This is a genomic window from Telluria sp. Soil_C_11, assembly GCF_057657395.1.
Window position 1 is genome coordinate 1 of record NZ_JBDGIN010000009.1, and the last position, 26,951, is coordinate 26,951.

At 67.4% G+C, this 26,951-nt stretch carries 22 protein-coding genes; 12 read left to right on the top strand and 10 right to left on the bottom strand.

What is annotated here, in order from left to right:
- On the top strand, positions 1–503 hold a 503-nt coding region (locus AC3A6M_RS15955; protein ID WP_487853706.1), incomplete at its 5' end, for a calcium-binding protein.
- 108 nt (positions 504–611) lie between these two features.
- Here the strand turns inward: AC3A6M_RS15955 and AC3A6M_RS15960 are convergent.
- On the bottom strand, positions 612–1,628 hold the full coding sequence (locus AC3A6M_RS15960; RefSeq protein WP_487853707.1) for a GGDEF domain-containing protein: 1,017 nt from the start codon (positions 1,626–1,628) through the stop codon (positions 612–614).
- Positions 1,629–2,039: 411 nt separating this feature from the next.
- Between AC3A6M_RS15960 and AC3A6M_RS15965 the strand changes: the two genes are divergently transcribed.
- Positions 2,040–3,326, top strand: a complete 1,287-nt coding sequence (locus tag AC3A6M_RS15965) for an SGNH/GDSL hydrolase family protein (RefSeq protein ID WP_487853708.1) — start codon at positions 2,040–2,042, stop codon at positions 3,324–3,326.
- A 9-nt stretch (positions 3,327–3,335) separates the two neighbouring features.
- Here AC3A6M_RS15965 and AC3A6M_RS15970 read toward each other — a convergent pair whose 3' ends face one another.
- On the bottom strand, positions 3,336–3,803 hold the full coding sequence (locus tag AC3A6M_RS15970) for an Lrp/AsnC family transcriptional regulator (protein ID WP_487853709.1): 468 nt from the start codon (positions 3,801–3,803) through the stop codon (positions 3,336–3,338).
- Between the two features lie 166 nt (positions 3,804–3,969).
- Between AC3A6M_RS15970 and AC3A6M_RS15975 the strand changes: the two genes are divergently transcribed.
- The 8 genes from AC3A6M_RS15975 to rrtA all read left to right on the top strand — a co-directional run bounded on the left by AC3A6M_RS15975 (position 3,970) and on the right by rrtA (position 12,108).
- Positions 3,970–4,908: a DMT family transporter gene (locus AC3A6M_RS15975; protein ID WP_487853710.1), complete on the top strand. Its 939-nt coding sequence runs from the start codon at positions 3,970–3,972 to the stop codon at positions 4,906–4,908.
- A 102-nt stretch (positions 4,909–5,010) separates the two neighbouring features.
- Positions 5,011–5,427, top strand: a complete 417-nt coding sequence (locus tag AC3A6M_RS15980) for a hypothetical protein (RefSeq protein ID WP_487853711.1) — start codon at positions 5,011–5,013, stop codon at positions 5,425–5,427.
- 280 nt (positions 5,428–5,707) lie between these two features.
- Positions 5,708–6,862, top strand: a complete 1,155-nt coding sequence (locus AC3A6M_RS15985; protein ID WP_487853712.1) for an ABC transporter substrate-binding protein — start codon at positions 5,708–5,710, stop codon at positions 6,860–6,862.
- Positions 6,863–6,996: 134 nt separating this feature from the next.
- Complete coding sequence (locus tag AC3A6M_RS15990; RefSeq protein WP_487853713.1) at positions 6,997–7,887, top strand: branched-chain amino acid ABC transporter permease; 891 nt, start codon at positions 6,997–6,999, stop codon at positions 7,885–7,887.
- Positions 7,888–7,890: 3 nt separating this feature from the next.
- The gene (locus AC3A6M_RS15995; protein ID WP_487853714.1) at positions 7,891–9,840 is read left to right on the top strand and encodes a branched-chain amino acid ABC transporter ATP-binding protein/permease; all 1,950 of its coding nucleotides are present in this window, start codon (positions 7,891–7,893) and stop codon (positions 9,838–9,840) included.
- Positions 9,841–9,848: 8 nt separating this feature from the next.
- The gene (locus tag AC3A6M_RS16000; protein ID WP_487853715.1) at positions 9,849–10,577 is read left to right on the top strand and encodes an ABC transporter ATP-binding protein; all 729 of its coding nucleotides are present in this window, start codon (positions 9,849–9,851) and stop codon (positions 10,575–10,577) included.
- 123 nt (positions 10,578–10,700) lie between these two features.
- Positions 10,701–11,537: a rhombotarget lipoprotein gene (rhlP, locus tag AC3A6M_RS16005; protein WP_487853716.1), complete on the top strand. Its 837-nt coding sequence runs from the start codon at positions 10,701–10,703 to the stop codon at positions 11,535–11,537.
- A complete protein-coding gene (gene rrtA / locus AC3A6M_RS16010; RefSeq protein WP_487853717.1) occupies positions 11,530–12,108 on the top strand; it encodes a rhombosortase in 579 nt (192 codons plus the stop codon). Before rhlP ends, rrtA begins: the two co-directional genes overlap by 8 nt.
- Here the strand turns inward: rrtA and AC3A6M_RS16015 are convergent.
- The 4 genes from AC3A6M_RS16015 to AC3A6M_RS16030 are packed head-to-tail and all read right to left on the bottom strand — an operon-like array spanning position 12,105 to position 15,259.
- Positions 12,105–13,265 carry a glycerate kinase gene (locus AC3A6M_RS16015; RefSeq protein ID WP_487853718.1) on the bottom strand — a complete coding sequence of 387 codons (1,161 nt, stop codon included), beginning with the start codon at positions 13,263–13,265 and terminating at the stop codon, positions 12,105–12,107. The two genes, rrtA and AC3A6M_RS16015, sit on opposite strands and share 4 nt — an antisense overlap.
- Positions 13,266–13,307: 42 nt before the next feature.
- Entirely contained in the window at positions 13,308–13,724 is a 417-nt protein-coding gene (locus AC3A6M_RS16020; RefSeq protein WP_487853719.1) for a hypothetical protein, read from the bottom strand.
- Positions 13,725–13,728: 4 nt separating this feature from the next.
- Positions 13,729–14,487: a Mut7-C RNAse domain-containing protein gene (locus AC3A6M_RS16025; RefSeq protein ID WP_487853720.1), complete on the bottom strand. Its 759-nt coding sequence runs from the start codon at positions 14,485–14,487 to the stop codon at positions 13,729–13,731.
- Between the two features lie 7 nt (positions 14,488–14,494).
- Positions 14,495–15,259: a DUF72 domain-containing protein gene (locus AC3A6M_RS16030; RefSeq protein WP_487853721.1), complete on the bottom strand. Its 765-nt coding sequence runs from the start codon at positions 15,257–15,259 to the stop codon at positions 14,495–14,497.
- Between the two features lie 116 nt (positions 15,260–15,375).
- Between AC3A6M_RS16030 and trxC the strand changes: the two genes are divergently transcribed.
- Positions 15,376–15,819, top strand: coding sequence for a thioredoxin TrxC (gene trxC / locus AC3A6M_RS16035; protein WP_487853722.1), 444 nt, complete (start codon positions 15,376–15,378; stop codon positions 15,817–15,819).
- A gap of 55 nt (positions 15,820–15,874) precedes the next feature.
- Positions 15,875–16,237, top strand: a complete 363-nt coding sequence (locus AC3A6M_RS16040) for a DUF4870 family protein (RefSeq protein ID WP_487853723.1) — start codon at positions 15,875–15,877, stop codon at positions 16,235–16,237.
- 83 nt (positions 16,238–16,320) lie between these two features.
- Here the strand turns inward: AC3A6M_RS16040 and AC3A6M_RS16045 are convergent, their stop codons facing one another.
- The 4 genes from AC3A6M_RS16045 to phaR form a co-directional block, all read right to left on the bottom strand.
- Positions 16,321–23,187 (bottom strand): VCBS domain-containing protein, encoded by a 6,867-nt coding sequence (locus tag AC3A6M_RS16045; RefSeq protein ID WP_487853724.1) that lies wholly within the window; start codon positions 23,185–23,187, stop codon positions 16,321–16,323.
- A gap of 173 nt (positions 23,188–23,360) precedes the next feature.
- The gene (locus AC3A6M_RS16050; protein ID WP_487853725.1) at positions 23,361–24,527 is read right to left on the bottom strand and encodes a cystathionine beta-lyase; all 1,167 of its coding nucleotides are present in this window, start codon (positions 24,525–24,527) and stop codon (positions 23,361–23,363) included.
- Between the two features lie 114 nt (positions 24,528–24,641).
- Entirely contained in the window at positions 24,642–26,021 is a 1,380-nt protein-coding gene (rimO, locus tag AC3A6M_RS16055) for a 30S ribosomal protein S12 methylthiotransferase RimO (RefSeq protein WP_487853726.1), read from the bottom strand.
- Positions 26,022–26,300: 279 nt separating this feature from the next.
- Positions 26,301–26,855: a polyhydroxyalkanoate synthesis repressor PhaR gene (gene phaR / locus AC3A6M_RS16060; protein ID WP_487853727.1), complete on the bottom strand. Its 555-nt coding sequence runs from the start codon at positions 26,853–26,855 to the stop codon at positions 26,301–26,303.
- Between the last annotated feature and the right edge of the window lie 96 nt (positions 26,856–26,951).

Consider the following 26,951-nt stretch of genomic DNA (forward strand, 5'->3'; position numbering starts at 1 on the left):
TGGACGACGCCAGCGCCACCAACACGCTGCTGGGTGGACTGGGCAATGACCAGCTCTACGGCGGCGCCGGCCAGGACAACCTCGACGGTGGCGGCGACAACGACCAACTGTATGGAAATGACGGGAACGATACCCTCGAGGGGGGCGACGGCGACGATATGCTCAATGGCGGGAGTGGCGCCGACGTGCTGCATGGCGGTTCGGGAAACGACATTTTTGTGCTCGACATCCCGACGGATATCGGGACCGCAGTCGATGTGATCTCCGATTTCCGTGTGTCGGCCAACAATCGGGACAGCCTGGACATGCGAGTACTCTTGCACAGTTTTGCCGGGTACAACGGCAGTAATGCCTTTACCGGTGGATACCTCCGCTTGACCGCGTCGGGGAACGATACCTTGGTGGAGGTCGACAGAGATGGCGGGAGCGACGGCTTCGTGACTGTTGCCGTACTCACGGGCGTCACGTCGCAAACCGATGTCGCCGATGCGCTTCTGCTTTGAGACCAGGTGGCCTGCAGCTGCCCGGCGGACCGCACCAGGCCCAGCGGTCTCCGGCAGGACTGCTTCAGCATGGCATCGATCAGGCTGCGAACAGGGCTGCCGACATGTTCAGGACCCCGTGCCGCCGTCCCGTACCAGCAAGTGCTCATGCGAGCGCACCTGGTTGCGCCCCTCGTTCTTGGCAAGGTAGACGGCCGCATCCGCAGCGGCGAACAGGTCGTTGATGCCCTGTTTTTGTTCCATCGACGCCACGCCGATGGACACCGTGACCTGCAGCCTCGGCTTGTCCAGCAAGGGGGCCCGCGCAATACCGGCACGGATTCGTTCGCCGACTTCCATCGCCGTGGCCAGGGACGTCTCCGGCAGGACGACGACGAACTCCTCGCCGCCGAAGCGCGCACAGAAATCGGCCGAACGCAGGAACTCGCGCAGCCTTTGCGCGAACGCGCGCAGGACATCGTCGCCGACCATGTGGCCGAATTCATCGTTGATATTCTTGAAGAAGTCGATGTCGAGCATCAGGATCGAAAACGGCTTGCCGGAGGAGGCACAGCGCTCGAGCTGCTGCTCGAGCACGTTGTCGAGCGCACGGCGGTTCCAGTGCCCGGTCAGCGCGTCGGTCGCGGCGTCGAGCTCGACCTTCTCGAGGGCCGTGCGCAGTTGCGCCGCCAGCGAGGCGTTCGCATGCTGCAAGCGGATTCCTTCCATCAAGCGCTGCGAAATCGCGCGCGTATAGTAGGCAATCAGGGCGATGAACACGCTCAGGCCGGCGACCAGGTCGGGCGCGTTCTGGATGCTGGCAACCTGCAACAATCCGAACGCCGAGATGGCCCACAGGACGCCGATCTGGCCGTAATAGGCCACCACATAGGTGCCATACACCTGGGCATTGACCGCCGTGACGCCGCACAGCAGCGCCATCAGGACGGCATCGAGCACGGGGTCGTAGCCGACCAGGAACCAGGTCAGCAGGCCCCAGCCAAAGCCGTCCAGCGCGGCAATCCAGCGCAGCCGCCGCCGATGGACCGCCAGCGTCGAGCCGGCCACGATCATCGAGTGCAGGACCGACAGGCTGCCGGCCCATACCACGCCGGCGATGCCCAGCCACGACAGGATGGAATGCATGGGAACGCGGCCCCAGCAGAACCACACCGCGAGCAGCCATCCGACCGGCGTCGTCGTGAGTGCGCGACGCAGTGCAATCGCACACTCCGAAAAGCCCGTCTCACGCGCAAGGGATAGATCGGACTCGCTGATTGGCATATTGGTGGTCACGACGCGCCTTGTTGCCGGCTATCGGCCTCTGGCCGGTTATGGAAATTCACAATCGCTCAGTGTACGGGAGTTTTGCCATCCGGACAATAATGATTTGCTCTGGGAACTTTAGAAACAACGAAGACTGGATGTCACCTCTTCAATCTGCACAATCCTGGAGCTAGCGCAAACCCTTCCCCCGCTCCGGCTTATTGGACCGCTCATGCGACGCACAACCGGCAAAGGCGCAGTCTAACGCTCATCCTTTCCCCGGAGCGGAACATGAACCAGACGACGTTTCACGGCGATGCCGGCGCCCCTTCGAATCCGCCGCGCCGCAGCTTCCTGCGCGCCGGCCCGGCCCTCGCGGCCGCCCTCGCCCTCCCCGCCGCGGCCCGGGCGCAGACGCTCGAGCGCTGGGTCGCCACCTGGGGCGCAGCCCCGGCCGGCCCGCCGCCGGCCACATCGACGATGAGCCTGTCGAGCCAGACCCTGCGCCTGATCGTGCACGCCAGCGTCGGCGGCAGCCGTGCCCGGATCCGCATCTCGAACGAGATGGGCAGCACCCCGCTCACCATCGGCGCGGCCCGCATCGCCCTGCGCGCCAGCGCCGCCGGCACCGTGGCCGGCACCGACCGCCAGCTGCTGTTCGGCGGCCGCCCTTCGGTCGCGATTCCGGCCGGCGCGGCCGCGCTGTCGGATCCGGCCGGCTTGAGCGTGCCGCCCTTCTCCGACCTTGCCGTCAGCCTGTACCTGCCGGGCCCGTCGCGCGCCACCACCCTCCACAACCTCGCGCTCCAGACCAGCTATGTCTCGACCGCCGGCGACCGCAGCGCCAACACCAGCTTTCCGGTCCAGCGCACCATCGCCACCTGGCCCTTCCTCACGGAAGTCGACGTCAGCGGCGCCTTTTCCGGGCTGGGCGCGACGACTGCGCTGGTCGCGCTCGGCGACTCGCTCACCGACGGCCAGGCCAGCACGGCGAACGGTAACCGGCGCTGGCCGGACATGCTGGCGCGGCGCCTGCAGCTGGAACTGGGAACGGCCGGGAATATCGGCGTGGCCAACCGCGGCATCGCCGGCAACTGCCTGCTGACGGAGTTTTCGACGGCCATGCTGGGCGGGCGCCGCGCCCTCGAACGTTTCGACCGCGACGTGCTCGGCACCTCCGGCGCGCGCTGGGTGTTCGTGCTCATCGGGATCAACGACATCGTCTACAGCGCCGCCTCGCGCCCGATCCCGGTCGAGAACCTGATCGCCGACCACCAGCAGCTGGTGACGCGCGCGCATGCGGGCGGGCTGAAGGCGATCGGCGCGACCCTCGCGCCCTTCGAGGGCCAGGCCTACTACAACACGGCGCGGGAAAGCGTACGCAAGCGCTTCAACGACTGGATGCGCAGCAGCGGCGCCTACGACGCCGTGGTCGATGTCGACCTGGTGCTGCGCGACCCGGCGCGCCCGACGCGCCTGCGGCCAGCCTACGACAGCGGCGACCACCTGCATCCGAACGATGCCGGTTACGCGGCGATGGCGCAGGCGATTCCGCTGACCCTGTTCACCCAGGGGTGAGACGCGGCCTCAGGGATTGACCGAGGGCGATCGCTTCAGGCAGCGCAGCGCGAAGGTCGAGCGCGTGTGGCGCACGCCGGGCAGCTTGTACAGCTTCTTGCGCAGGAAGGTTTCGTAGCCTTCGGTGCCGGCCACCGCCACCTTGATCAGGTAATCGTATTCGCCCGACAGCAGGTAGGCTTCGATCACTTCCGGCAGCTCGGCCAGGGCATCCGAAAAGGCCTTGAAGATCTCGTCGTCGTGGCGGTCGACGGTGACTTCGATGATCACCGTGTCCGGCACGCCCATCTTGCGCTGGTCGAACACCGCCGCGTAGCCGGTGATGAAGCCGGCCTCTTCCAGCGCCTTGACGCGGTGCCAGCACGGCGTCGGCGACAGGTTCACGGTATCGGCCAGTTTCTGGTTGCTGATGCGGCCGTCGCGGCTCAGGGTGCGCAGGATGTGGCGGTCGATTTCGTCGAGCTGGCCGTCCTTCATGGGAGTGCTTCCTTGTCTATACAGGTGAGTGGAAAGATAGTTCTTTCCTATTCTAGCCCAACGATAGAAGAATCTTCCATAGAGCTGTCTCCAGGCGGACCGAACAGAAGCACATTTTTTGTGCGCTGCAGTATGATTTTCGGGCATCAATCGTTAGGAGTTTTTAGTGTCGGAAGCAGTATCCCGCGGCGGACTCGGAGTCCAGGGCGCCGCCTTCAATGCCGAATTGCCGCTCATGCTGGTCACCCCCGCGCTGTTCGCCGCCAACCTGGTGGTCGCGCGCTGGGCGCAGGGCGCCGGCATTCCCCCCGTCTTCCTCGCCTTCGGCCGCTGGGCCCTGGCCTTCATGATCCTGATGCCGTCGGTGTGGCCGCGCATGTGGGCGCTGCGCGGCACCCTGCTCGCCAGCTGGCCGCGCATCCTGCTGCTGGCCACCCTCGGCATGGGCCTGGCGGTGGCGCCGCAATACATCGGCGCACGCCATACCGGCGCCGCCAACGTCGCCATCATCCTGGCCGCCTGCCCGGCCCTCGTGACCCTGGTCGAGCGCCTGGTCTGGAAAGCGCCGCTGGGCCGCCGCCAGGCCGCCGGCCTGCTGGTGGCGATCGCCGGCGTGCTGGTGGTGCTGTCCAAGGGCGACCTCGGCGCCCTCGGCCAGCTGGAATTCGGCCGCGGCGACCTGTGGGTGGTGCTGGCCGCTGTCGGCTGGTCGCTGTACACGGTGTTCAACAAGCGCCTGCCGCTGCCGCCCCTGCCCGGCACCGTCAAGCTGGCCGCCCTGATCGGCGGCGGCGCGCTGGTGCTGGCCCCGTTCGCGGCGCTCGAAGCCGCCGGCGGCGACCTCCCCTCCTTCGGCGACGGCCGCCTGTACGTGGCGCTCGCCTTCCTGGCGGTCGTCCCCAGCCTGGGCGCCTACTTCTGCTTCGATCGCCTGGTGGCGGTGGCCGGCCCGGCGCGCGCCAGCATGGCGGTGTACCTGATCCCGCTGTTCGCCACGCTGGCGGCCTGGCCGCTGCTGGGCGAAGCGCCGCACCTGTACCACGTGGCGGGCTTCGGCATGATTTTGGCCGCGGTGGCGCTGTCCAGCCGCCGCCGCAGGTCCTGAGCGCGCCCGAAGTTTCAGTGAAGTGAACAGGTGTAACAGCCTGTAAATCCTTCAGGCAAGCGCTGCGCGGATCGGTATAGTAGGCAAGTGAGGAGAACCGCCATGAAAAAACTCGCCATCATTCTTGCAGTTGCCGCCCTGGGCGGCTGCGCGACCCCGTATCCGGGTCCCGCCAACTACGGCACCCGCGCCTATGCCCAGGCACCCGACGCGGACGGCTGGCAGGTCGTGTCGGTGACGCCGGTCGCGCCCGGCACCGCCGCCCGCGCCAGCGCATCCGGCGACGCCGGCCGCGTGACCACGTCGGACGTCGTCACCTACAGCCCGGCGCCGTCGAGCACCACCTATGTCACCCAGCCGGTTTACGTGCCGGCGCCGGTCTATGCCCCGGCCCCGGTCTACGATCCGTTCTGGTACCCGCCGGTGACGATCGGCCTCGGCTTCAGCTGGAGCAACTGGGGCCACCGCGGCGGCCACTATGGGGGCCACTACGGCGGCCACTGGCGCGGACATCGTTGACCAGCAAATCCAGCGGCAACTCAGCAAAAATGCACTAAAATGGGGAGGTCACGCGCAGGCGTGGCCTCTTTTTTTTCGCCCCGCCATACACCCTCTTCCTTACGTTTTTCTTACGGATTTGCATGAATGACGCATGCTGCAACGCGTCACATTAATCGTTTGCTGTTGCTCAATTGCCATCCTACAATGGGTCGACGATAGGTTCGGCGCGTGCCGATCCGCCCCGGAACCGGCGCCCCCCGGCGCACGGCAAAAAACGAAGTCAACTACGGAGACAGCAATGGATTTCAAACTGAAAGCATTGGTTGCAGGGGTAGCACTGGGTTTGTCGATGACCGCCATGGCCGCGGAGCCGATCAAGATCGGCGTGTCCGGTCCGTTCACGGGCGGATCGGCGCCGATGGGCGTGTCGATGCGCGACGGGGTGCGCCTGGCCGCCGCTGAAATCAACGCCAAGGGCGGCGTGCTGGGCCGGAAGATCGAGCTGGTCGAGCGCGACGACGAAGCCAAGAACGAGCGCGGCGTGCAGGTGACGCAGGAGCTGATCAACAAGGAGCACGTGGTCGCCACGGTCGGCTACATCAACACCGGCGTGGCCCTGGCCTCGCAGCGCTTCTACCAGCAGGCCAAGATCCCGGTCATGAACAACGTCGCCACCGGTTCGATCGTCACCAAGCAGTTCGCCAACCAGCCGGAGAACTACATCTTCCGCAACTCGGCGAACGACACCATCCAGTCCGCGATGATCGGCGACGAAGTCGTCCGCCGCGGCTTCAAGAAGCCGGCGATCCTGGCCGACTCCACCAACTACGGCCAGCTGGGCCGCGAAGACCTCGAGAAGGTCCTCGACAAGAAGAGCCTGAAGCCGGTCGCGGTCGAGAAGTACAACATCGGCGACGTCGACATGACCGCGCAGCTGCTGCGCGCCAAGCAGGCCGGCGCCGACGTGGTGCTCACCTACGGCATCGGCCCGGAACTGGCCCAGATCGCCAACGGCATGCAGAAGCTGGGCTGGAAAGTGCCGATCATCGGCAGCTGGACCCTGGCGATGGCCAACTTCGTCGACAACGCCGGCGCGAACGGCAACGGCGCGCGCATGCCGCAGACCTTCATCCAGAACCCGGACACGCCGAAGCGCAAGGCCTTCATCGACGCCTACATCAAGGCCTACAACCCGCCGGGCGGCCGCATGCCGTCGGCGGTGTCGGCAGCCCAGGGCTATGACTCGGTCTACCTGCTGGCCGCCGCGATCCAGCAGGCCGGCAGCACCGAAGGACCGAAGATCGCCGCCGCCCTCGAAGACCTGAAGACCCCGGTCGAAGGCGTGGTCGCCACCTACAACAAGCCGTACAGCAAGACCGACCACGAAGCCATCAACTTCGACAACACCAAGTTCGGCGAAGTGCAGAACGGCCGCGTGGTGCTGGCCAAGTAAGACGACGTAGCGCTAAAAGCAGCTCTCGCCACTAACTCGTCGTCCCTGCGCAGGCGGGGATCCAAGTTTGCCGTTACGCACGCAAGACTTGGGTTCCCGCCTGCGCGGGAACGACGTGGTGCTCAAGGTAAACTATGGAAATTCTCCTCCAGCTGGTCTTTTCCGGCATCGCGCTCGGCATGATCTATGCCGTCATCGCCTTTGGCTATCAACTCACCTTTGCCACTTCCGGCACCCTGAACTTCGGCCAGGGCGAGGCCCTGATGCTGGGCGCGCTGGTCGGCCTGTCGCTGGTCGGCACCATCCACGGCGGCCCCTATCTCGGCTACTGGGCGATGATCCCGATCGTGGTCGTGTTCGGCGCCCTGCAAGGCATGTTCGTCGAATGGATCGGGGTGCGCCCGGCGATCCGCATCAAGTCCGAATTCGGCTGGATCATGTCGACCATCGCACTGGCCATCATCTTCAAGAACGTGGCCGAGAACATCTGGGGCAAGGACGTGCTGCCCTTCCCCTCGCCGCTGTCGTCCGAGCCGTTCACCGTGATGGGCGCGAACGTCCAGCCGATGCAGGTGCTGGTGATCGTCGGCGCGCTCGCCATCATGCTGGCGGTCGAGATCTTCAACCGCAAGTCGATCTACGGCAAGGCGGTGGTGGCGACCTCGAACGACCGCGACGCGGCCGGCCTCATGGGCATCAACACGCGCATGGTGATCACGTTTTCGTACGCGCTGTCGTCGGCCACCGCGGCCTTCGCCGGCGCCCTGATCGCGCCGCTGACCCTGACCTCCGCCACCATGGGCGCCTCGCTCGGCCTGAAGGCCTTCGCGGTGGCGATCATCGGCGGCCTGACCTCGGGCATGGGCGCGATCGTCGGCGGCATCATCCTCGGCATCGCCGAAACCGCGACCGGCTTCTACCTGTCGACCGGCTACAAGGAAGTGCCGGGCCTGGTGCTGCTGCTGCTGGTGCTGGCGGTGAAGCCGTCCGGCCTGTTCGGCAAAGCCGCGATCAAGAAGGTGTAAAGCATGAATAAGAAGACTGCACTCGCCGTCGCGCTGGGCATCGTCCTGGTCGCGGCGTATCCGCTGCTGTTCACGAATCCCTACTACGTGCACCTGGCCGAGACCATCCTGATCTACGCCATCCTGCTGTACGGCCTGGACATCGTGGTCGGCTATACCGGCCAGGTCTCGCTGGGCCACGCCGGCCTGTTCGGGATCGGCTCCTACATCACCGGCGTGCTGGTGATGAAGCTGGCCATGCCCTGGTACGTGACGCTGCCGGCCAGCGTGATCGGCTGCGCCCTGTTCGGGGTGATCCTGGCCCTGCCCGCGCTGCGCGTGACCGGCCCCTACCTGGCGATGGTGACGCTGGCCTTCGGCACCATCGTGCAGATCCTGATCAACGAGATGACCTTCCTCACCGAAGGCCCGATGGGGATCATGCTGACCAAGCCGAAGCTGGCCGGCGTCGAGCTGAACGAAGTCCAGTACTACTACGCGGTGGCGGGGCTGATGTTCCTGTCGCTGCTGCTGGTGCACCGCCTGCTGCGCTCCCACATCGGGCGCGCCTTCGAGGCGCTGCGCGACAGCCCGATCGCCTCGGACTGCATGGGCGTCTCGGTGTACCGCTACAAGGTCTACGCCTTCGTGATCAGCGCCGGCTTCGCGGGCCTGGCCGGCAGCCTGTACGCCTATTCGGAACAGTACATCTCGCCCAACACCTACAACTTCGAACTGACGATCCTGTTCCTGCTGGCGGTGATCATGGGCGGACGCAAGAGCCGCCTCGGCTCCCTGATCGGCGCCGCGATCGTCGTGATGCTGCCCAGCCTCCTGTCGGACATCGAGCTGTTCCGCAAGATCGCCGTCACCGCCGCCGCGGTCGCCGTGATCGGCGCCGGCATCGCGCTGGCGCGCGGCCGCACCAGCATCGCCAAGGTCGCGGTGCCGGTGGTCGGCACCCTGGCGATGGCGATCGTCTCCTACCGCCTGCAGAACATGGTCGACTGGCGCCTGACGATCTTCGGCCTGATGACCCTGTTCGTGGTCTACTACCTGCAGGACGGCATCGTCGGCTTCTTCAAGAGCCTGATGGGACGCGGACGCCTGCACGTCGCCGCCGCGCGGGCCGGCCAGGCCGATCCGTTCGCCGGCGCCCGCGCCGATGCCGCCGGCGCCGGCGGCGAGCTGCTGCGCGTCGAGCAGATCCTGATGCAGTTCGGCGGCCTGAAGGCCCTGAACCAGGTCGACCTGAACGTGGCGCGCGGCTCGGTGCATGGCCTGATCGGGCCGAACGGCTCGGGCAAGAGCACGATGATGAACGTCCTGACCGGCATCTACAAGCCGACCGCCGGCGGCGTGGTGTTCGCCGGCCAGCCCATCGCCGGCCGCACGCCCTCGCAGATCGCGCTGGGCGGCATCGCCCGCACCTTCCAGAACGTGCAGCTGTTCGGCGAGATGACGGCCACCGAGAACGTGCTGGTCGGCCTGCACCACAGCTTCCGCTCGACCGTGTTCGACGCCATGCTGAGCACCCCGCGCTACAAGCGGGAAGAAGCGGCGGCGCGCGAACGCGCGGCGGCCATCCTGGAATTCATCGGCCTGGCCGACCTGGCGATGGAAGAAGCGCGCAACCTCCCCTACGGCAAGCAGCGCCTGCTCGAGATCGGCCGCGCGCTGGCGCTCGACCCGCGCCTGCTGCTGCTGGACGAGCCGGCCGCCGGCCTGACCGCGCCCGACATCCGCGAGCTGATGGCGATCATCCGCAAGATCCGCGACCACGGCATCACCATCGTGCTGATCGAGCACCACATGGACGTCGTGATGTCGATCTCGGACACCGTGACGGTGCTCGACTTCGGCCAGAAGATCGCCGAAGGCACGCCGGCCCGGGTGCAGTCGGATCCGAAGGTCATCGAGGCCTACCTGGGCGGCGCCGCCGAAGCAGAGCCGCCGCAAGCCGCCGCAATCTAGGAGCAAGCATGTTAACGATCCAGAACCTGCACGCCGCCTACGGCAAGGTCGAAGTCCTGCACGGAATTTCGCTCGAGGTCCCGAAGGGCAAGCTGGTGACCCTCATCGGCAGCAACGGCGCCGGCAAGACCACCACCATGCGCGCCATCTCCGGCATGATCAAGCCGAAGAGCGGCAGCGTCCAGCTCGGCGGCCAGGACATCACGGGCCTCGACTCGCACCGCATCGCGCGCGCCGGCCTGGCCCACTCGCCCGAGGGCCGGCGCGTGTTCGCCACCATGAGCGTCACCGACAACCTGCTGCTGGGCGCCTTCCCGCGCTTCACCCGCGCGCGCCCGAAAGGCGACATCCAGCACGACCTCGAACGCGCGCTGGAACTGTTCCCGCGCCTGAAGGAGCGCCGCACCCAGCTGGCCGGCACCCTGTCCGGCGGCGAACAGCAGATGCTGGCGATGGCGCGCGCGGTCATGCTGAACCCGGAAGTGGTGCTGCTCGACGAACCCTCGATGGGCCTGGCGCCGATCCTGGTCGACGAGGTGTTCCGCATCATCGCCCGCCTGAAGGCCGAGGGCGTGACCATGCTGCTGGTCGAGCAGTTCGCCCAGGCCGCGCTGAACGTGGCCGACTATGGCTACGTGCTGGAGAACGGCGCCATCGCGGTGCACGGGCCGGCGGCGAGCCTGAAGACCGATCCGAAGGTGGTGGCGGCTTACCTGGGCGGCGGGCACGCGCACTGAAGTCGCGCGCGGCGATACTGGCGGGCGCGGATTCCTGCGCTTCGCCATTCCCGGTGTATCTGGTCTTCAAGCCCTGTCATCATTCCCCGGTCGGCCAGCGATGGCCTCCACCGAAAGGCATGCATGAAACGCTTGAAGACCCTTCTCTGCGTACTCGCCCTCCTTGCCCTGGGCGGCTGCGCATCGATGTTTTCCCATGCCGGTGCGCGCCAGGCCGGCAGCGCCGTCGACTACCTGTACCCGGACGCGAATGAACCGCCGAAGATGGAGCCGACCGTCACCCGCCTGCGGCTGCCGGTGCGCGTCGGGATCGCCTTCGCGCCGGGGGCCCGCAGTGGCACCCCCGGCGGCGCCGGCCCGCAGGAAGCGGCGCAGTTGCAGCTGCTCGAACGGGTCAGGGCGGCCTTCTCGCAGTACGATTTCATCGGCAGCATCGAGGTCATCCCGGCCGCCTACCTGCGCCCGCGCGGCGGCTTCGACAACCTCGACCAGGTGGCGCGCATGTTCAACGTCGACGTGATCGCGCTGGCGTCCTACGACCAGATCCGCTTCAACGACACCAACCGCCTCGCGGTGCTGTACTGGACCGTGGTGGGCGCCTACCTGGTCAAGGGCGACCAGTACGACGTCCAGACCATGGTCGACGCCGCCGTGTTCGACGTGCGCAGCCGCAAGCTGCTGTTCCGCGCGCCGGGGACCAGCCAGGTCAAGGGCTCCTCGACGATGGCCGGCTACAGCAAGGACATCCGCGGCGCCCAGGCCGACGGTTATACGCAGGCGGTCGACCGGATGATTCCGGCGCTGCAGACGGAACTGGCGGGCTTCAGGGAGCGCGCGAAATCCGACCCAGGCATCCAGGTGGAGCGTGCGAACGGCGCACGGGGCGCCGGCAGCTTCGACTGGCCGGCCGCGCTGGCGCTGGTCGCCCTGGTCTTCTGCCTGAGGCGGCGCCGTGATTAGGGGCGCGCCGGTGACGCTGGCGATCGGCGGCACCTGCCTGCTGCTCGCCAGCTCGGGAGAGCCCCTGGCGTCGGGACTCGCCTGGGAGCGCGCCGGCATCCTGCACGGCGAGCTGTGGCGCCTGTGGAGCGGCCACCTGGTGCATTATTCGCTCTCGCATGCGGCGGCCGATGCGCTGGTGCTGCTGGCGATGGGCTGGTATGCCGAGCCGCTGATCGGGTCGCGCCGTTTCGGCCTGCTGCTGGCGGGCGCCGCCATCCTGCTGTCGCTCGGCCTGCTGGCGCTGGCGCCGGCCCTGAGCGAATATCGCGGCGCTTCGGGGCTGGCGGTACTGACGGCGGTGCTGGGCGGCGTACTGGCCTGGCGGCGCCAACCGGCGAGCCGCCCGATGTTGGGCTGCGCCGCGCTGGCCCTGGCAGCCAAGACCTCGTGGGAAGCCTGTGCGCATACCGCCGCGTTCACCGACCTGCCTCCGGGCGTGGCGGTGGCATGGCAGGCGCATCTGCTCGGCGCGCTGCTGGGCGTGGTGGCCGCGCGCCGTTTATCCCGGCAGATGGACGGCTGCGCTTAGCGGGAAGCCAGCTGCATCCCCAGCCGCAGCGCCTGCGCCATGTTGCGCGCCGCGGAGCGCAGGTTGTCGTGGGCCTGCGCCAGCGCCTCCTCGACCGTGCACGGCCGGCAAACCGCCGCGAACACGGCGTCGATGCCGTGCGCGTGGACCGCGGCCGCATCGCGCGCCAGCCCGCCGCCGATGCCGATCACCGGCTTGCCGTGGCGCTTGGCGACCCGCGCCACCCCGACCGGGGTCTTGCCGCTGACGCTCTGGCCGTCGATCCGCCCTTCCCCCGTGATCACGAGGTCGGCGTCGCGCACGGCGTTCTCGAGCCCGACCGCTTCGGCGATGATCTCGATGCCGGGCCGCAGGCGCCCGCCCAGGAACACGACCATCGCCGCCGCGATGCCGCCGCCGGCGCCGGCGCCCGGCATGCCGGCGACGTCCTTGCCGAGGTCGCGCGCGATCAGCTGCCCGTAGTGCGCCAGGCTGGCGTCCAGTTGCGCGACCATCTCCGGCGTCGCACCCTTCTGCGGTCCGAAGATGGCGGAGGCGCCATTCGGCCCGACCAGCGGGTTGTTCACGTCGCACGCGATGTCGAAGCTGCTGTCGCGCACCCGCGGATCGAGCCGGGACAGGTCGATGCGCGCCAGCCGCGCCAGTTCGCCGCCGCCCGGGCCGAGGTCCTGGCCGGCATCGTCCAGCAGCCGCACGCCGAGGGCCTGCAGCATGCCGGCGCCGCCGTCGTTGGTGGCGCTGCCGCCGACCCCGAGCACGAAGCGGCGCACGCCGGCGTCCAGCGCGTGCAGGATCAGTTCGCCGGTGCCGCGGCTGGTGGCCGTCATCGGATTGCGGCGGTCTGGGGGCACTATTTCGAGACCGCTGGCGGCGGCCATTTCGATCACGGCCAGCGGCGCGCCGCCATCCGGCGCCGGGGCCAAGCCGTAGAAGGCGCCGGCCGGCCGGCCCAGCGGCCCGGTCACCTCGAGTTCGACGCGGCGCCCGCCGGTGGCGTCGATCATCGCCTGCACCGTGCCTTCGCCGCCGTCGGCAACAGGCAGCTTGACGATTTCGGCGTCGGGGAAGATCTCGCGGAACCCGGCCCCGATGGCTTCGGCCACCTGCAGGGCCGACAGGCTCTCCTTGAACGAATCCGGCGCGATGACGACTTTCATTGACTCCCCTTTTATTCAGCGGTTGACGGGCCGCGCCAACCGTCATTCCCGGCGATCGACGCCGAACAGGTCGTGGGCATCGAGGATCGCCCAGGTGATCTCGGGATGACGGTCGAGCGCCTTGCGCACCGCGGCCGGAATGGATTGTCGCACTTTCTTGCAAAGGCCGGGCCGGTCCTCCAGCAGGATCACGATGCCGCGCAGGGTGCGCACCTCGTTCGGGCCGGGCGCGATCTTCAGCTCGACGCCGAGGTTGGCGCGGATCCTGTCCTGCAGGCGCTTGAGGTCCTCGTAGCTGGCGATGCCCTCGATCCGCTCGATCAGCTTCTGCTCCTCCATGCGCGTCAGGCGCAGGGGACGCAGGTCGGCGCCGGGTTCGCCGAGCAGGCGCTCACGGTCGCAGACGCAGGCGCCTGGCGGACATTCGGTGCGAAGGGGGAAGGTTACCTGTTGCAACATGGGCTCACGTCGTCAAGCAAGGATTGTCACAGTGTACATTATGAAGGACTTCGCTCATGCGCTGCCAGTGCGAGCCCTTCCAGTAGACGCGCCCGCAGGTGTCGCAGGTGCTGAATTCTTCCTGGGTGGCGGCGACCTGCGGCGGCAGCCGGTCCAGAACCGCGGCCTTGGCCACCTCGCGCAGCGGCGCGTTGTCGTGCAGGCAGCGCGTGAACGGTCGCGCGCGCTCGGCCAGCCCCAGGCGCTCGAACACTTCGCGCAACTGTGCCTGGGCCTTCAGGGCCCGCACATAGCAGCCGTAGGCGATGGTGCGGCGCTTGAGGAGTTCGCGGTCGCGCGTCAGCACGATGCGGTCCTCTTCCACCGCCAGCGCCTCGACCTGGTCGTCGCGCAGGCTGTTGTCGTAGATGGTGTCGAACCCGGCCATTCGCAAGAGCCGCGCCAGGCCGCCGAGGTGGGCGTCGGCGACGAACCGCAGCCGGCCCGGCGGCAGGGCCGGCGCCGGCGCGAGGTCCGCGACGTCGAAGCGGGTGAAGCGTGGATAGACCGCGACCCGGTCGCCCTCTTCCAGCAGCAGGTCGAGCCCGGCGCCCTCGCCGTTCACCAGCATCAGCGCGACCTCGGTGTGCGGCACGCCGAGCGCTTCGATCATGTGCTTGGTGGTGGCCATGCGCGCGCACGGGGTCGTGATCTCGTGCCCGCGCCGTTCGCGCGGCAGGAAATCATTCAGCTCGCCGTAGAAGCGGAAGGTGGCGCAGACCATGGCCGGCTCACGTCCCGACGGCGAACGCGCGCAGCACCTCGAGCGCATTCGGCACCGCCGCGAAGGCCGCCGTGTTATCGAAGATGCACCAGCAGTCGGCGCCGCCGGCGCGCAAGACCTCGATGCGCTGCGCCACCTCGGCAAGGAAGGCCGGCGGATAGTCCGAGTAATAGACCTTCGGCGTGCCGTGCAGGCGGATATAGCTGGCCTTTGTCGTCGGCACGTGCGGCCCGGGCTGGCCGGCCGGCGGATCGGCCATCACGCGCGTCACCCCATGCTCGCGCAGGACCGCGGTGGCGGCCTCCGAGAACCAGGTCGGATGGCGTCCCTCCAGCGCCAGCATGCAGCCGAGGCGCTGCTGCAGGCGCGGCAGGAAGTCGCGCGCCACCTCCTCGTCGAACACGCCCTTCGGCGGCAGCTGCACCAGCACGCAGCCGAGCTTCGCACCCAGGTGGCTGGCCTCGTGGGCGAAGCGGTCGAGCAGCGCGTCGACATCGCGCATGCGCGCCTCGTGCGTGATCGCCTTCGGCAGCTTGACGGAGAAACGGAACTCGGGCGGCACGCTGGCGGCCCAGCGCGCGTAGGTCTGTGGCTGGTGCGGCCGGTAGAACGAGGAGTTGATCTCGACGGCGGGAAACACGGCCGCGTAGCGCTCCAGGTGGCTTCCGTCCTCGGGGAAGTCGGCCGCCACGTCCTTGTGCAGGCTCCAGCCGGCGCAGCCGATCAGGCGCGCGCCGCCGGCGCCGGTATGTGCTGGGTTGCTGTCGCTCATGGGCAGATTCTATGCCGGGAGCACCGCTGCACGTCGCACGGCCGGCAGGCAGCCGGCGCCGGCTTTACAATATGGACGAACGACGCTTGAACAATCGCTATTTGCAGGAGCCGATCATGGCCGATCCGATGCACATCGTCTGTCCCCATTGCGACGCCGTCAACCGCGTCGCCCACGAACGGCTTGCCGACAAGCCGGTCTGCGGCAAGTGCGCGCGCGACCTGTTCGAAGGCAAGCCGCTGGACGTGAACAGTGCGCGCTTCACGCGCCACATCAGCCGCAACGATATTCCGGTGCTGGTCGATTTCTGGGCCGCCTGGTGCGGCCCCTGCCGCATGATGGCGCCGGCCTATGCCCAGGCCGCCGGGCGGCTCGAACCGCGGGTCCGCCTGCTGAAGGTGGACACCGAGGCTTCCCAGGATATCGCCGGGCTGTTCGGCATCCGCAGCATCCCGACCATCGCGCTGTTCCAGGGCGGCCAGGAAGTCGCGCGCCAGGCCGGGGCGATGGACGCCGCCAGCATCGTTTCCTGGGTCCAATCCCGGGCGCGCGCCGCCTGAGCGCGTATTCGGCTATCGTCGGGGGGACGTCACCCACTCAGCCAAGGAGGCCGGAATGTCCCAGGAACTCGTCTACGAACGTGGTCTCGAGGATGCGAAGCAGTTCGCCCGCATCCTGTACATTGCCCATGCGGCGACCTTCTTCTTTTCGCTCGGGATGCTGAACCTGCTGGTCCTGATCATCAATTACATCAGGCGCCCGGAGACGGCCGGAACCATGGTCTACACGCACCACACCTGGATGATCCGTTCGTTCTGGTGGTACGTGGTGTGGATGGCGGTGGCGATCTTCCTTGCCATCACCATCATCGGGATTCCGCTGGCCTGGCTGGTCGGCGTGGTGGCCTGGGTATGGATGGCCTACCGGATCATCCGCGGCTTCCTCGACCTGAACAACAACCGCGCGATGCCGGTCTGACGCCCCGGGCGCCGCACAGGCTCCCGCAAAAAAACGGGGCGGCCGGAGGTTTCGCCCCGGCCGCCCCGTTTCGCTGACTTAAATCAGCGCAGCATGAAGTCGATCGTGCCCACGTCATGCACACCGACCAGCGCCGCCATCATGTCGCCGCTGAGGGCGTGGCCGGCGCCCGGCGTCTGGACATGGCCGTTCGCGCTGCCCGCCTGCAGCAGCCACAGGCTGTCCGTGGCCGGCGGGGTGTCCTTGTCCATCAGCTGGCCCGGCGGCGCCGCATCGACGCCATTGCCGATGCCGTTGTTGCCGTGGTCGACGTAGAGCTTGAACACGTCCGACACCGACAGGTTCGCGCCGGCGCCGGTCGCCTTGTCGGTGGCCGTGAGGCGCACGTCGAGGGAAGTCACCTGCTTCGGCGCGGTGCCCGAGAAGGTGCCGGTGGCGGCGTCGAACTTCAGCCACGACGGCAGCGCCGAACCGTTGGCCAGGGTCGCCGAGTAGACCAGGATATCGCCCTTGTCGACATCGGCGAACACGCCGGCCGGCAGCTGGAACCAGAACGCCTTGTTGAAGTTGACGTGCAGGTCGGCCATCGTCTTCATCAGGACCGGCGCATCGTTGGTACCCGCGACCGTGATATCCAGCGTGGAGAGAAAGGCGGCGAAGCCGTCGTCGACCGCGTAGTCGAAATGCTCGGTCACGGCGGCGCCGCGGCCCAGCGACTTGACCGCGCTGGCCGTCGCGTCGAGGTCGTAGACATAGCTGCCGTCCGCGTTCAGCACCAGGGTGCCGTACTTGCCTGCGAAGGTGCCCGCCGTCGCCGACAGCACGGTGCCGGCATCGATATCGCTGTCGTTCAGCAGGACATTGCCGCCGACCGAAGCCCGGTTCGCCAGGATCGTCGCCGTGTCGGCTTTCAGGACCGGCTTGTCGTTGCTGCCGGTGATCGTGATCGCCAGGCTGCCGGCCACGGTCGCGCTGCCGTCGGTCGCGCCGTAGCCGAAGGCGTCGACCACCGAGGCGCCCTGGGCCAGGGACTGCACTGCCTTCGCGTCGTTGTTCAGGTAATAGGTATAGCTGCCGTCCTGTGCAATCGTCAGGGTGCCGTAGTTGCCCGCATAGCTGCCCGGCGCGGCGACCTTCAGCACCGCGCCGCTGTCCACGTCGCTGTCGTTGGCCAGCACGTTGCCGCTCGCCGCCACCGCGCCGTCTTCGCCGACCGCCGCGGCGTCGGACTTCGTCACCGGCGCATCGTTGGCGCCGGCGATGGCGATGTCCAGCACCGAGGCGACCGTCGCGATCGAATCGGTCACGTCGAAACCGAAATGCTCGGCCAGCGTCTGGCCCTGGGCCAGCGCCTGCACGCGGGCGTCGCCGTTGTCCAGGGTGTAGGTGTAGCCGCCGTCCTGCGCCAGCACCAGGGTGCCGTAGAGGCCCGCATAGCTGCCCGGAGCCGCGACCTTCAGCACCGCGCCGCTGTCCACGTCGCTGTCGTTGGCCAGCACGTTGCCGCTCGCCGCCAGCACGCCGTCTTCGGCGACCGCCGCGGCGTCGGCCACCGTCACCGGCGCATCGTTGGCGCCGGCGATGACGATGTCCAGCATCGAGGCGACCGTGGCGATCGAATCGGTCACGTTGAAACCGAAATGCTCGGCCAGCGTCTGGCCCTGGGCCAGCGCCTGCACGCGGGCGTCGCCGTTGTCCAGGGTGTAGGTGTAGCCGCCGTCCTGCGCCAGCACCAGGGCGCCGTAGGTGCCGGCATAGCTGCCTGGCGTCGCCACCTTCAGCACGTCGGCCGGGTTGGCATCGTGGTCGTTGGCCAGCACGTTGCCGCTCGCCGCGGCCGCGTCTTCGGCGATCTGCGCCAGGTCGGCCTCCGCGACCGGGGCCTGGTTCGCCAGGGTCACCGCGATCTCGAGGGTGGCCGCGGCGCTGTCGATGCCGTCGGTCGCCTGGTAGTCGAAATGCTCGGTCAGCACGCCGGCCACCGCCTTCGACACGTCGTAGGAGCCGGCCGGATTCAGGGTATAGCTGTAGTTGCCGTCCTTGTCGAGGGTCAGGGTGCCGTAGGCGCCGGCGATGGTGCCCGGACGCGCCACCTGCAGCACGGTGCCATGATCGATATCGGCATCGTTGGCAAGGACGTTGCCGGTCATGGCGGTGCCATCGGCCTCCTTGAACGCGGCGCGGTCGGATACCGCCACCGGGCCATCGTTCACGCCGGTCACCTCGACGGCGACGACGGCGGTCGAGGTCCTGCCCAGGTCGTCGCGCACGGTATAGGTGAAGCTGTCCTTGAGCGTTTCGCCCTGCGCCAGTTCCTGGAAGCGGGCGCCGATGTCGTACTGGACGGCGCCGTTCGACAGCGTCACCTGGGCGCCGAGCGCCGACGCTGCGCTCACCGACACCAGGGCCGCGGCCGGGTCGCCGTCGTTGGCCAGCAGACTGGCCAGCGCGACCTGGACCGGGCCGCCGTCTTCATGCGCGGCCAGGCTGTCGGCGACGGCCGGCGCATCGGCCAGCAGGCCGATCATGCCGGCGCGGTCGAGCGTGCTGCCGTTGTCGAAGGCGACGCGGTTGACGCCTTCGGCCTGGCTGACCCAGCCGGCCAGCGTGATGCTGTCGCTGGTGCCCTTGATGGTCAGCACCAGGTCGTTGCCCGACCGGGTCGCCACCAGGTCGGCCTGGGTCAGGCCGCCGGTCAGCTGCAGCGTATCGGTGCCCTGGGCATCGACCACGCGGTCGGCGCCGTCGCCGCGGCCGAAGCGATAGCTGTCGTTGCCCGCCCCGCCCTGCAGCAGGTCGGCGCCCGCGCCGCCGGCCAGGATGTCGTTGCCGGCATCGCCGGACAGGACGTTGCTGCCGGCATTGCCGGTGATGACGTTATCGAGTTCGTTGCCGCTGCCGTCGATGGCGGCGCTGCCGGTCAGGCTCAGGTTCTCGACGTTGGCGGACAGGCGGTAGCTGACGCTCGCCTGCACCGAATCGACGCCTTCGCCCGCATATTCCACGACCGTGTCGGCCGCGTCGTCGACGATATAGTTGTCGTTGCCGGCGCCGCCCGCCATCGCGTCCCTGCCGGCGCCGCCGTTCAGCACGTTGTCGGCGCCGTTGCCGGTGATGTTGTTGTCGAGCGCATTGCCGGTGCCGTTGATCGCCGCGCTGCCGGTGAGCACCAGGTTCTCGACGTTCGCGGACAGGGTGTAGCTGGCGCTGGCGCGCACGGTATCGTTGCCGGCGCCGGCCGCCTCGACCACCGCGTCGGCCGTCGCATCGACGATATAGGTGTCGTCGCCAAGGCCGCCGGCCATGGTGTCCACGCTTGCGCCGCCGTCGATCAGGTTATCGGCGGCGTTGCCGGTGATGTTGTTGGCCAGGCCATTGCCGGTGCCGTTCACGGCGCCATCCAGCAGCACCAGGTTCTCGACGTTGGCGCCGAGCGTGTAGTCGATGCTGGCGTTGACCGTGTCGGTGCCGCCGTTCGCCGCTTCCGTCACCAGGTCGCCCGCGTTGTCGACGACGTAGGTGTCGTTGCCGGTGCCGCCCTGCAGGTTATCGGCGCCGCTGCCGCCGTCGAGGACGTCGTTGCCGCCGCCGCCAGACAGGGTGTCGTTGCCGCCGCCGCCGCTCAGCGCATTGGCGCCGCCGTTGCCGGTGATGACGTTATCGAGGTCGTTACCGGTGCCGGAGATGCTGGCGCTGCCGGTCAGGACCAGGTTTTCCACGTTGTCCGACAGCGTATAGCTGGCGGTGGACTGCACGGTGTCGAGGCCTTCGCCGGCATTCTCGACCGTGATGTCGGCGGTGCTGTCGACGAAATAGGTATCGTCGCCGCTGCCGCCGCGCATGGTGTCGTTGCCCGCGCCGCCGTTCAGGACGTCGTTGCCGGCATCGCCCGACAGCAGGTCGTCGCCCGCATCGCCGTTCAGCGCGTCGTTGCCTTCGCCGCCGATGAGCGTATCCGCGCCGGTATTGCCGTTGATCGTATCGTTGCCGGCCATGCCGTTCAGCACGTTGGCGCCGGTATTGCCGTTGATGATGTTGTCGAGCTCGTTGCCGCTGCCGTCGATGTCGGCGCTGCCGGTCAGCGTCAGGTTCTCGACGTTCGCGGTCAGGGTATAGGTGATGCTGGACTGGACCAGGTCGGTTCCGCCCATGCCGGCTTCCACGACCAGGTCGCCGGCGTCGTCGACCACGAAGGTGTCGTCGCCAAGGCCGCCATCCATGCGGTCGGCGCCCAGCCCACCGTTGATCAGGTCGTTGCCGGTGCCGCCCGCCAGCTGGTCGTCGCCCGCTTCGCCGTACAGCGAATCGTTGCCGTCGCCGCCGCTGACGACGTCGTTGCCGGCGCCGGCATTCACCGTGTCGTTGCCCGCCAGGGCGTCGATCGTGTTGTTGCCGCTGTTGCCCGTGATGACGTTGGCCAGCGCATTGCCATTCCCGACCAGGTCGTCGGTACCGGTCAGCACCAGGTTTTCGACGTTCGCGGTGAGGGTGTAGTCGACGCTCGCCTCGACCGTGTCCAGGCCATTGTTCAGGGTCTCGGTGACCAGGTCGCCGGCATTGTCGACCACATAGGTGTCGTTGCCGCTGCCGCCCGCCATGCTGTCGGCGCCGAGGCCGCCGTCGAGCCGGTCGTTGCCGCCATTGTCGGACAGCGTGTCGTTGCCGGCGCCGCCCGAGAGGATGTTGCTGTTGCTGTTGCCGGTGATCGTGTTGTCCAGCGCGTTGCCGGTGCCGTTGATGGCATTGCTGCCCGTTAGGGTCAGGTTCTCGACATTGTCGGTGAGCGTGTAATGGACGCTGGCCTGGACCAGGTCCGTGCCCTCACCAAGCGCCTCGGTCACGAGGTCGCCGGCCTGGTCGACGATGTAGACGTCGTCGCCGGTACCGCCGGCCATGTTGTCCGCATCCGCGCCGCCGTTCAGCAGGTCGTTGCCCTCGCCGCCGATCAGGGTGTCATTGCCGAGTCCGCCCTGCAGGTTGTCGGCGCCGGTGCCGCCATCCAGGGTGTCATTGCCGAGACCGCCGTTCAGCGTGTCCGCGCCGGCCAGGCCGGACAGGACATTGTTGCCGGCATTGCCATTGATGATGTTGTCGAGGTCGTTACCGGTGCCGTCGATGTCGGCCAGGCCGGTCTGCGTCAGGTTCTCGACGTTCGCCGTCAGCGTGTAGGTGATGCCGGACTCGGCCAGGTCGGTGCCGGCGCCCGCGTCTTCGCTGACCAGGTCGCCGCCGTCGTCGACCACGTAGGTATCGTCGCCGGCGCCACCGGCCATCTGGTCGGCGCCCGCGCCGCCGTCGAGGCGGTCGTTGCCGGCGTCGCCGTACAGGATGTCGCTGCCGCCTTCGCCGTACAGCAGGTCGTTGCCGTCCCCACCATGGACCAGGTCGTCGCCCGCGCCCGCGTTCACGGTATCGTTGCCGGCCAGCGCATCGATCGTATTGTTGCCGCTGTTGCCGGTGATGACATTGGCGAGTACGTTGCCGGTGCCGTCCAGGTCGGCGCTGCCGGTCAGGGTCAGGTTCTCGACGTTGTCGGTCAGGGTGTAATCGATGCTCGAGCGCGTGGTGTCGGTACCCGCGCCGACGGCTTCGATCACCACGTCGCCAGCATTGTCCACCACGTAGGTGTCGTTCCCGGTGCCGGCCGACATGGTGTCGGCGCCGGTGCCGCCATCGAGCACGTCGTTGCCGATGTTGTCGACCAGGGTGTCGTTGCCGGCGCCGCCATCCAGGACGTTGCTGCCGGAATTGCCGGTGATGGTGTTGTCCAGCTCGTTGCCGGTGCCGCCGATGCTGCCGGCGCCGGTCAGGGTCAGGTTCTCGATGTTGGCGCCGAGCACATGGGTCACGCTCGACAGCACCTTGTCGGTGCCTTCGCCCGCGTTCTCGATCGCCAGGTCGCCGGCGTTGTCGACCACATAGGTATCGTCGCCGGTGCCGCCGACCAGGGAGTCCGCGCCCGCGCCGCCGTCGATGGTATCGTTGCCGGCATAGCCATACAGCGCGTTGGCGGCGGCATTGCCGACCAGATTATTGTCGAGCTCGTTGCCGTTGCCGCTGATGGCGGCGGCGCCGGTCAGCACGAGATTCTCGACATTGTCGCTCAAGGTATAGCCGACGCTGGACTGGATCGTGTCGTTGCCCGCGTCCGCCTGCTCCACGACCACGTCGCCGAGGTTATCCACCACATAGGTATCGTTGCCGCTGCCGCCGTCGAGCCGGTCGACGCCGGCGCCGCCATCCAGCGTGTCGTTGCCGGCGCCGCCGGCCAGGCTGTTGTCGCCGGCATTGCCGGTGATGGCGTTATCGAGTTCGTTGCCGGTGCCGCTGGTGTTGCCGGTGCCGGTCAGGCTCAGGTTCTCGAGGTTGGCGCCGAGCGTGTAGTCGATGCCGGCGTTGACGGTATCGAGGCCCGCGCCGGCGGCTTCCGTCACCAGGTCGCCCGCCTCGTCGACGACGTAGGTGTCGTTGCCGGTGCCGCCCTGCAGGTCGTCGGCGCCGCTGCCGCCGTCGAGGACGTCGTTGCCGGCGCCCCCCAGCAGGGTATCGTTGCCGGCGCCACCGCTCAGCGCATTGTTGCCGCTGTTGCCGGTGATGACGTTATCGAGATTGTTACCGGTGCCGGCCGTGCTGGCGCTGCCGGTCAGGACCAGGTTTTCCACGTTGTCCGACAGCGTATGGTTGACGCCGGACTGGACCGTATCCGTGCCCTCGCCCGCCTGTTCCACGACCACGTCGCCGACGTTGTCGACCACATAGGTATCGTTGCCGGCGCCGCCGATCAGGGTATCCGCGCCCCCCATGCCATTCAGCACGTTGGAACCGGAATTGCCTGTGATCGTATTGTTACGCGCATTGCCGGTACCGTTGATATCGGCCGTGCCGGTCAGGGTGAGGTCATCGACCGTGGATGCCAGCGTGGTGGTGACAGACGAGGTGGTGGTGGTCATGGTTTATCCTTGTGTGGCTCAGCGACTTATCCGAAAGCAACTATTATTGCTTATGGGAAAGTTTAGCACAAAGATTTCCACCTGGAAATAATTTCAGGCATGCCTGTTGCAGAAAACAATAAGGCCACCCGAAGGTGGCCATCCTGTACCGCGCTGTCAGCCTGCCGGCCGGCTCAGGCCAGCTTGCCGAGGGCCTGTTCCAGGTCGGCGATCAGGTCGTCCGTATCTTCCAGGCCGATATTGAAGCGCACCAGGATGCCGGCATCCGGCCAGTTGCGGCGCATGCCCTGGATCCGGTACGGCATCACCAGGCTGTTGGCGCCGCCCCAGCTATAGCCGATGCCGAACAGCGCCAGGGCATCGACGAAGCGGTCGGTCTGCTGTTCCGTGTAGCGCGCGTCGAACAGGACCGAGAACAGGCCGCCGGCGCCCGTGAAGTCGCGTTTGAAATGCTCGTGGCCGGGACAATCCTCGAAGGCCGGGTGCAGCACTTTCGTGATTTCCGGGCGTGCCTTGAGCCAGGCCGCCACCTTGCGCGCGGCGGCATCGTGCGCCTCGAAGCGCAGCTTCATGGTCGGCAGGCCGCGCATCACGAGGTAGGCGTCGTCGGCGCTGACGCCCAGCCCCAGGCGCATGTGGGCCAGGGCGATGCGGTCGATGAGAAGCTTGTCGCGGGTGATCACGGCGCCCATCAGCACATCCGAACCACCCGACTGGTACTTGGTCAGCGCATGCATGACGATGTCGACGCCGAGATCGAAGGCGCGCAGCGCGATGCCGGCCGACCAGGTGTTGTCGAGCGCGACCAGCACGCCCTTCGCCTTCGCCGCCGCGCAGATCGCGCGCAGGTCCGGCACTTCCATCGAGACCGAGCCCGGCGCCTCGGTCCAGACCAGCTTCGTGTTCGGCTGGATCAGGTCGGCGATGCCGGCGCCGACCAGCGGGTCGTAGAAGCGCGCCGTGATGCCGAAGTCGGCGGACAGCCAGCGTCCCAGTTCGCGGTTCGGGTTATAGACGTTCTCCGGCAGCAGGACATCGTCGCCGGACTTCAGCAGGGCCAGGTCGACCATCGAGATTGCGGCCAGGCCGGACGGCGCCAGCAGGCAGTGGCTGCCGCCCTCGATCTCGGCCAGGCGGGCTTCGAGCGTGAAGGTGGTCGGGGTCCCGTGCAGGCCGTAGGTGTAGGCGTTCTTGTCCTTCCACTCGCCGCTGCGCATGCTGGCGACATCCTTGAACAGGACCGTCGAGGCGTGGTGGATGGCGGCCGGGAAGGCTTCGAAACCCTCGGGGGCGCGGTAGTCGCTGTGGATCAGGGTGGTCTGGAGGGATTTTTTGGTCATTGTTTTTGCTCCGAATTGATCCGTCGTCCCGCGCAGGCGGGGACCCAGGTTTGCATGCGCCTCGACTGCTCGACGAACCCGGATTCCCGCCTTCGCGGGAGCGACGGGTTAACCTTAGGCCACGGTCGCCCACAGATCGTGCGCGTCGGCCTTCGTGACCACGACCTCGATGAACTCGCCGACCGCCGGCTTGGCCTTGCCCGGCTGGAGCGCGCGCTTGATGTGCACCACGCCGTCGATCTCCGGCGCATCGGCGTTCGAGCGGCCGATCGCTTCGCGCGGGCCGACCTCGTCGACCAGCACGCGGATCTTCTTGCCGACCTTGGCCTGCATGCGCTTCAGCGAGATCTCTTCCTGCAGCAGCATCACGCGCGCGCGGCGTTCCTCGCGCACCGCTTCCGGCACCGGATTTTCCAACTGATTGGCGCTCGCGCCCTCGACCGGCGAGTAGGCGAAGCAGCCGAGGCGGTCGATCTGCGCCTCGCGCAGGAAGTCCAGCAGGTATTCGAACTCCTCTTCCGTCTCGCCCGGGAAGCCGGCGATGAAGGTCGAGCGGATCACCAGGTCCGGGTTCATCTTGCGCCAGGCGAGGATGCGGTCCAGGTTCTTCTCGCCGCTGGCCGGGCGCTTCATGCGCTTCAGGACGTCCGGATGGGCGTGCTGCAGCGGGATGTCGAGGTAAGGCACGACATTCTCGCCCATCAGCGGGATCACCTGGTCGACGTGCGGGTACGGGTAGACGTAGTGCATGCGCACCCAGGCGCCGTACTCCTTCGCCATCTTGCCCAGTTCTTCGGTCAGCTGGGTCAGGTGGGTCTTGACCGGGCGGCCGTTCCAGAAGCCGGTACGGAACTTGACGTCGACGCCGTAGGCGCTGGTGTCCTGCGAAATGACCAATAATTCCTTCACGCCGGCCTTGAACAGGTTCTCGGCCTCCTGCAGCACGTCGTGGATCGGACGCGACACCAGGTCGCCGCGCATCGACGGGATGATGCAGAAGCTGCAGCGGTGGTTGCAGCCTTCCGAAATCTTCAGGTAGGCGTAGTGCTTCGGGGTCAGCTTGACGCCATGGTCCGGCACCAGGTCGACGAAGGGGTCGTGCGGCTTCGGCAGGTGGATGTGCACCGATTCCATCACCTCGGCCACGGCGTGCGGGCCGGTCACGGCCAGCACCTTCGGGTGCACCTTGGTGATGATGTCGTCGCCCGCCGCATCCTTCTTGGCGCCGAGGCAGCCGGTCACGATGACCTTGCCGTTCTCGGCCAGCGCTTCGCCGATGGCGTCCAGCGACTCCTGCACGGCGGCGTCGATGAAGCCGCAGGTGTTGACGATCACGAGGTCGGCGCCGGCATACGACTTGGCGGTCTCGTAACCTTCCGCGCGCAGCTGGGTCAGGATCTGCTCGGAGTCGACCAGCGCCTTCGGGCAGCCGAGCGAGACGAAGCCGACCTTGGGCGTCGCGCCGTTCGTCGTCGCGGGAGCGGGCGGAATCATGACCGGCGCTTCAGCGGCCGCGGCGGCGGAATCTTGGGAATCGGGAAGAGGCTTACGGCGGAGTTCTTGCATGTCGGATTGCGGCGAAAAATTCTGGGCAATCCGCGATTGTACAGGAAGCGGGGGAGGAGGAAAACCGAGGGGTGAAAATGGGACAGGTACCGGACCATGTCGTTCCCGGCATTGCCGGAAGCGACTCCCCGCGCAGGCGGGACCCAAGTTCTGCTCGCTTATTGTCTGCTCAACAAACTTGGGTCCCCGCCTGCGCGGGGACGACGGTTATTTCTTGTCCGTCGGCACCCCGAACGGGAAGGTCCCGAACATCGCCTTGCTCTGGCTCTGCATCTGCTCCTGCATCTGCAGGAACAGGTTCTTGCTCTGGTCGATGTAGTTGTTCATCATGCCCTGCATCATCGGGCCCTGGATATTCATGAACTGGGTCCACATCTCGGTCGAGAACGGCTTGCCCTCGAGGGCCCCGGCGGCCGAGCCGACGAACTTGTTCTGGATGTCGGTGAAGGCCTGGACGTTCTTTTCCAGGTAGGAACCCATCATGCCCTGCATCGCATGGCCGTAGTAGCGGATGATCTGCGACAGCACGGCGCTCGAGAACATCGGCGCACCGTGGGCTTCTTCTTCCAGGATGATCTGCAGGAGGATGCTGCGGGTCAGGTCTTCGTTGGTCTTGGCGTCGACCACGGTGAACTCGTCGGCATCGAGCACGAGCTGCTTGACGTCGGACAGCGTGATATAGGAGCTGGTCTGGGTGTCGTACAGCCGGCGGTTCGGGTATTTCTTGATCAGGCGTTCGCTGCTTTTTTTTCCACTGCTCATCTCAGGTTCCAAATATTGCGCCGCAGCGCTTTTGTTATGCGGTCCGCGGGCATACTGGCTGTGCCGCGGCGTCTCCGTTCCAAGAGGATATTCTCT

Bases quoted from the DNA above. Each gene is read 5' to 3' on its own strand.
- AC3A6M_RS15960 (WP_487853707.1), bottom strand. From the start codon at position 1,628: ATGCATTCCATCCTGTCGTGGCTGGGCATCGCCGGCGTGGTATGGGCC.
- AC3A6M_RS15965 (WP_487853708.1), top strand. From the start codon at position 2,040: ATGAACCAGACGACGTTTCACGGCGATGCCGGCGCCCCTTCGAATCCG.
- AC3A6M_RS15970 (WP_487853709.1), bottom strand. From the start codon at position 3,803: ATGAAGGACGGCCAGCTCGACGAAATCGACCGCCACATCCTGCGCACC.
- AC3A6M_RS15980 (WP_487853711.1), top strand. From the start codon at position 5,011: ATGAAAAAACTCGCCATCATTCTTGCAGTTGCCGCCCTGGGCGGCTGC.
- AC3A6M_RS15985 (WP_487853712.1), top strand. From the start codon at position 5,708: ATGGATTTCAAACTGAAAGCATTGGTTGCAGGGGTAGCACTGGGTTTG.
- AC3A6M_RS15990 (WP_487853713.1), top strand. From the start codon at position 6,997: ATGGAAATTCTCCTCCAGCTGGTCTTTTCCGGCATCGCGCTCGGCATG.
- AC3A6M_RS15995 (WP_487853714.1), top strand. From the start codon at position 7,891: ATGAATAAGAAGACTGCACTCGCCGTCGCGCTGGGCATCGTCCTGGTC.
- AC3A6M_RS16000 (WP_487853715.1), top strand. From the start codon at position 9,849: ATGTTAACGATCCAGAACCTGCACGCCGCCTACGGCAAGGTCGAAGTC.
- rhlP (WP_487853716.1), top strand. From the start codon at position 10,701: ATGAAACGCTTGAAGACCCTTCTCTGCGTACTCGCCCTCCTTGCCCTG.
- AC3A6M_RS16015 (WP_487853718.1), bottom strand. From the start codon at position 13,265: ATGAAAGTCGTCATCGCGCCGGATTCGTTCAAGGAGAGCCTGTCGGCC.
- AC3A6M_RS16020 (WP_487853719.1), bottom strand. From the start codon at position 13,724: ATGTTGCAACAGGTAACCTTCCCCCTTCGCACCGAATGTCCGCCAGGC.
- AC3A6M_RS16025 (WP_487853720.1), bottom strand. From the start codon at position 14,487: ATGGTCTGCGCCACCTTCCGCTTCTACGGCGAGCTGAATGATTTCCTG.
- AC3A6M_RS16030 (WP_487853721.1), bottom strand. From the start codon at position 15,259: ATGAGCGACAGCAACCCAGCACATACCGGCGCCGGCGGCGCGCGCCTG.
- trxC (WP_487853722.1), top strand. From the start codon at position 15,376: ATGGCCGATCCGATGCACATCGTCTGTCCCCATTGCGACGCCGTCAAC.
- AC3A6M_RS16040 (WP_487853723.1), top strand. From the start codon at position 15,875: ATGTCCCAGGAACTCGTCTACGAACGTGGTCTCGAGGATGCGAAGCAG.
- AC3A6M_RS16045 (WP_487853724.1), bottom strand. From the start codon at position 23,187: ATGACCACCACCACCTCGTCTGTCACCACCACGCTGGCATCCACGGTC.
- AC3A6M_RS16050 (WP_487853725.1), bottom strand. From the start codon at position 24,527: ATGACCAAAAAATCCCTCCAGACCACCCTGATCCACAGCGACTACCGC.
- rimO (WP_487853726.1), bottom strand. From the start codon at position 26,021: ATGATTCCGCCCGCTCCCGCGACGACGAACGGCGCGACGCCCAAGGTC.
- phaR (WP_487853727.1), bottom strand. From the start codon at position 26,855: ATGAGCAGTGGAAAAAAAAGCAGCGAACGCCTGATCAAGAAATACCCG.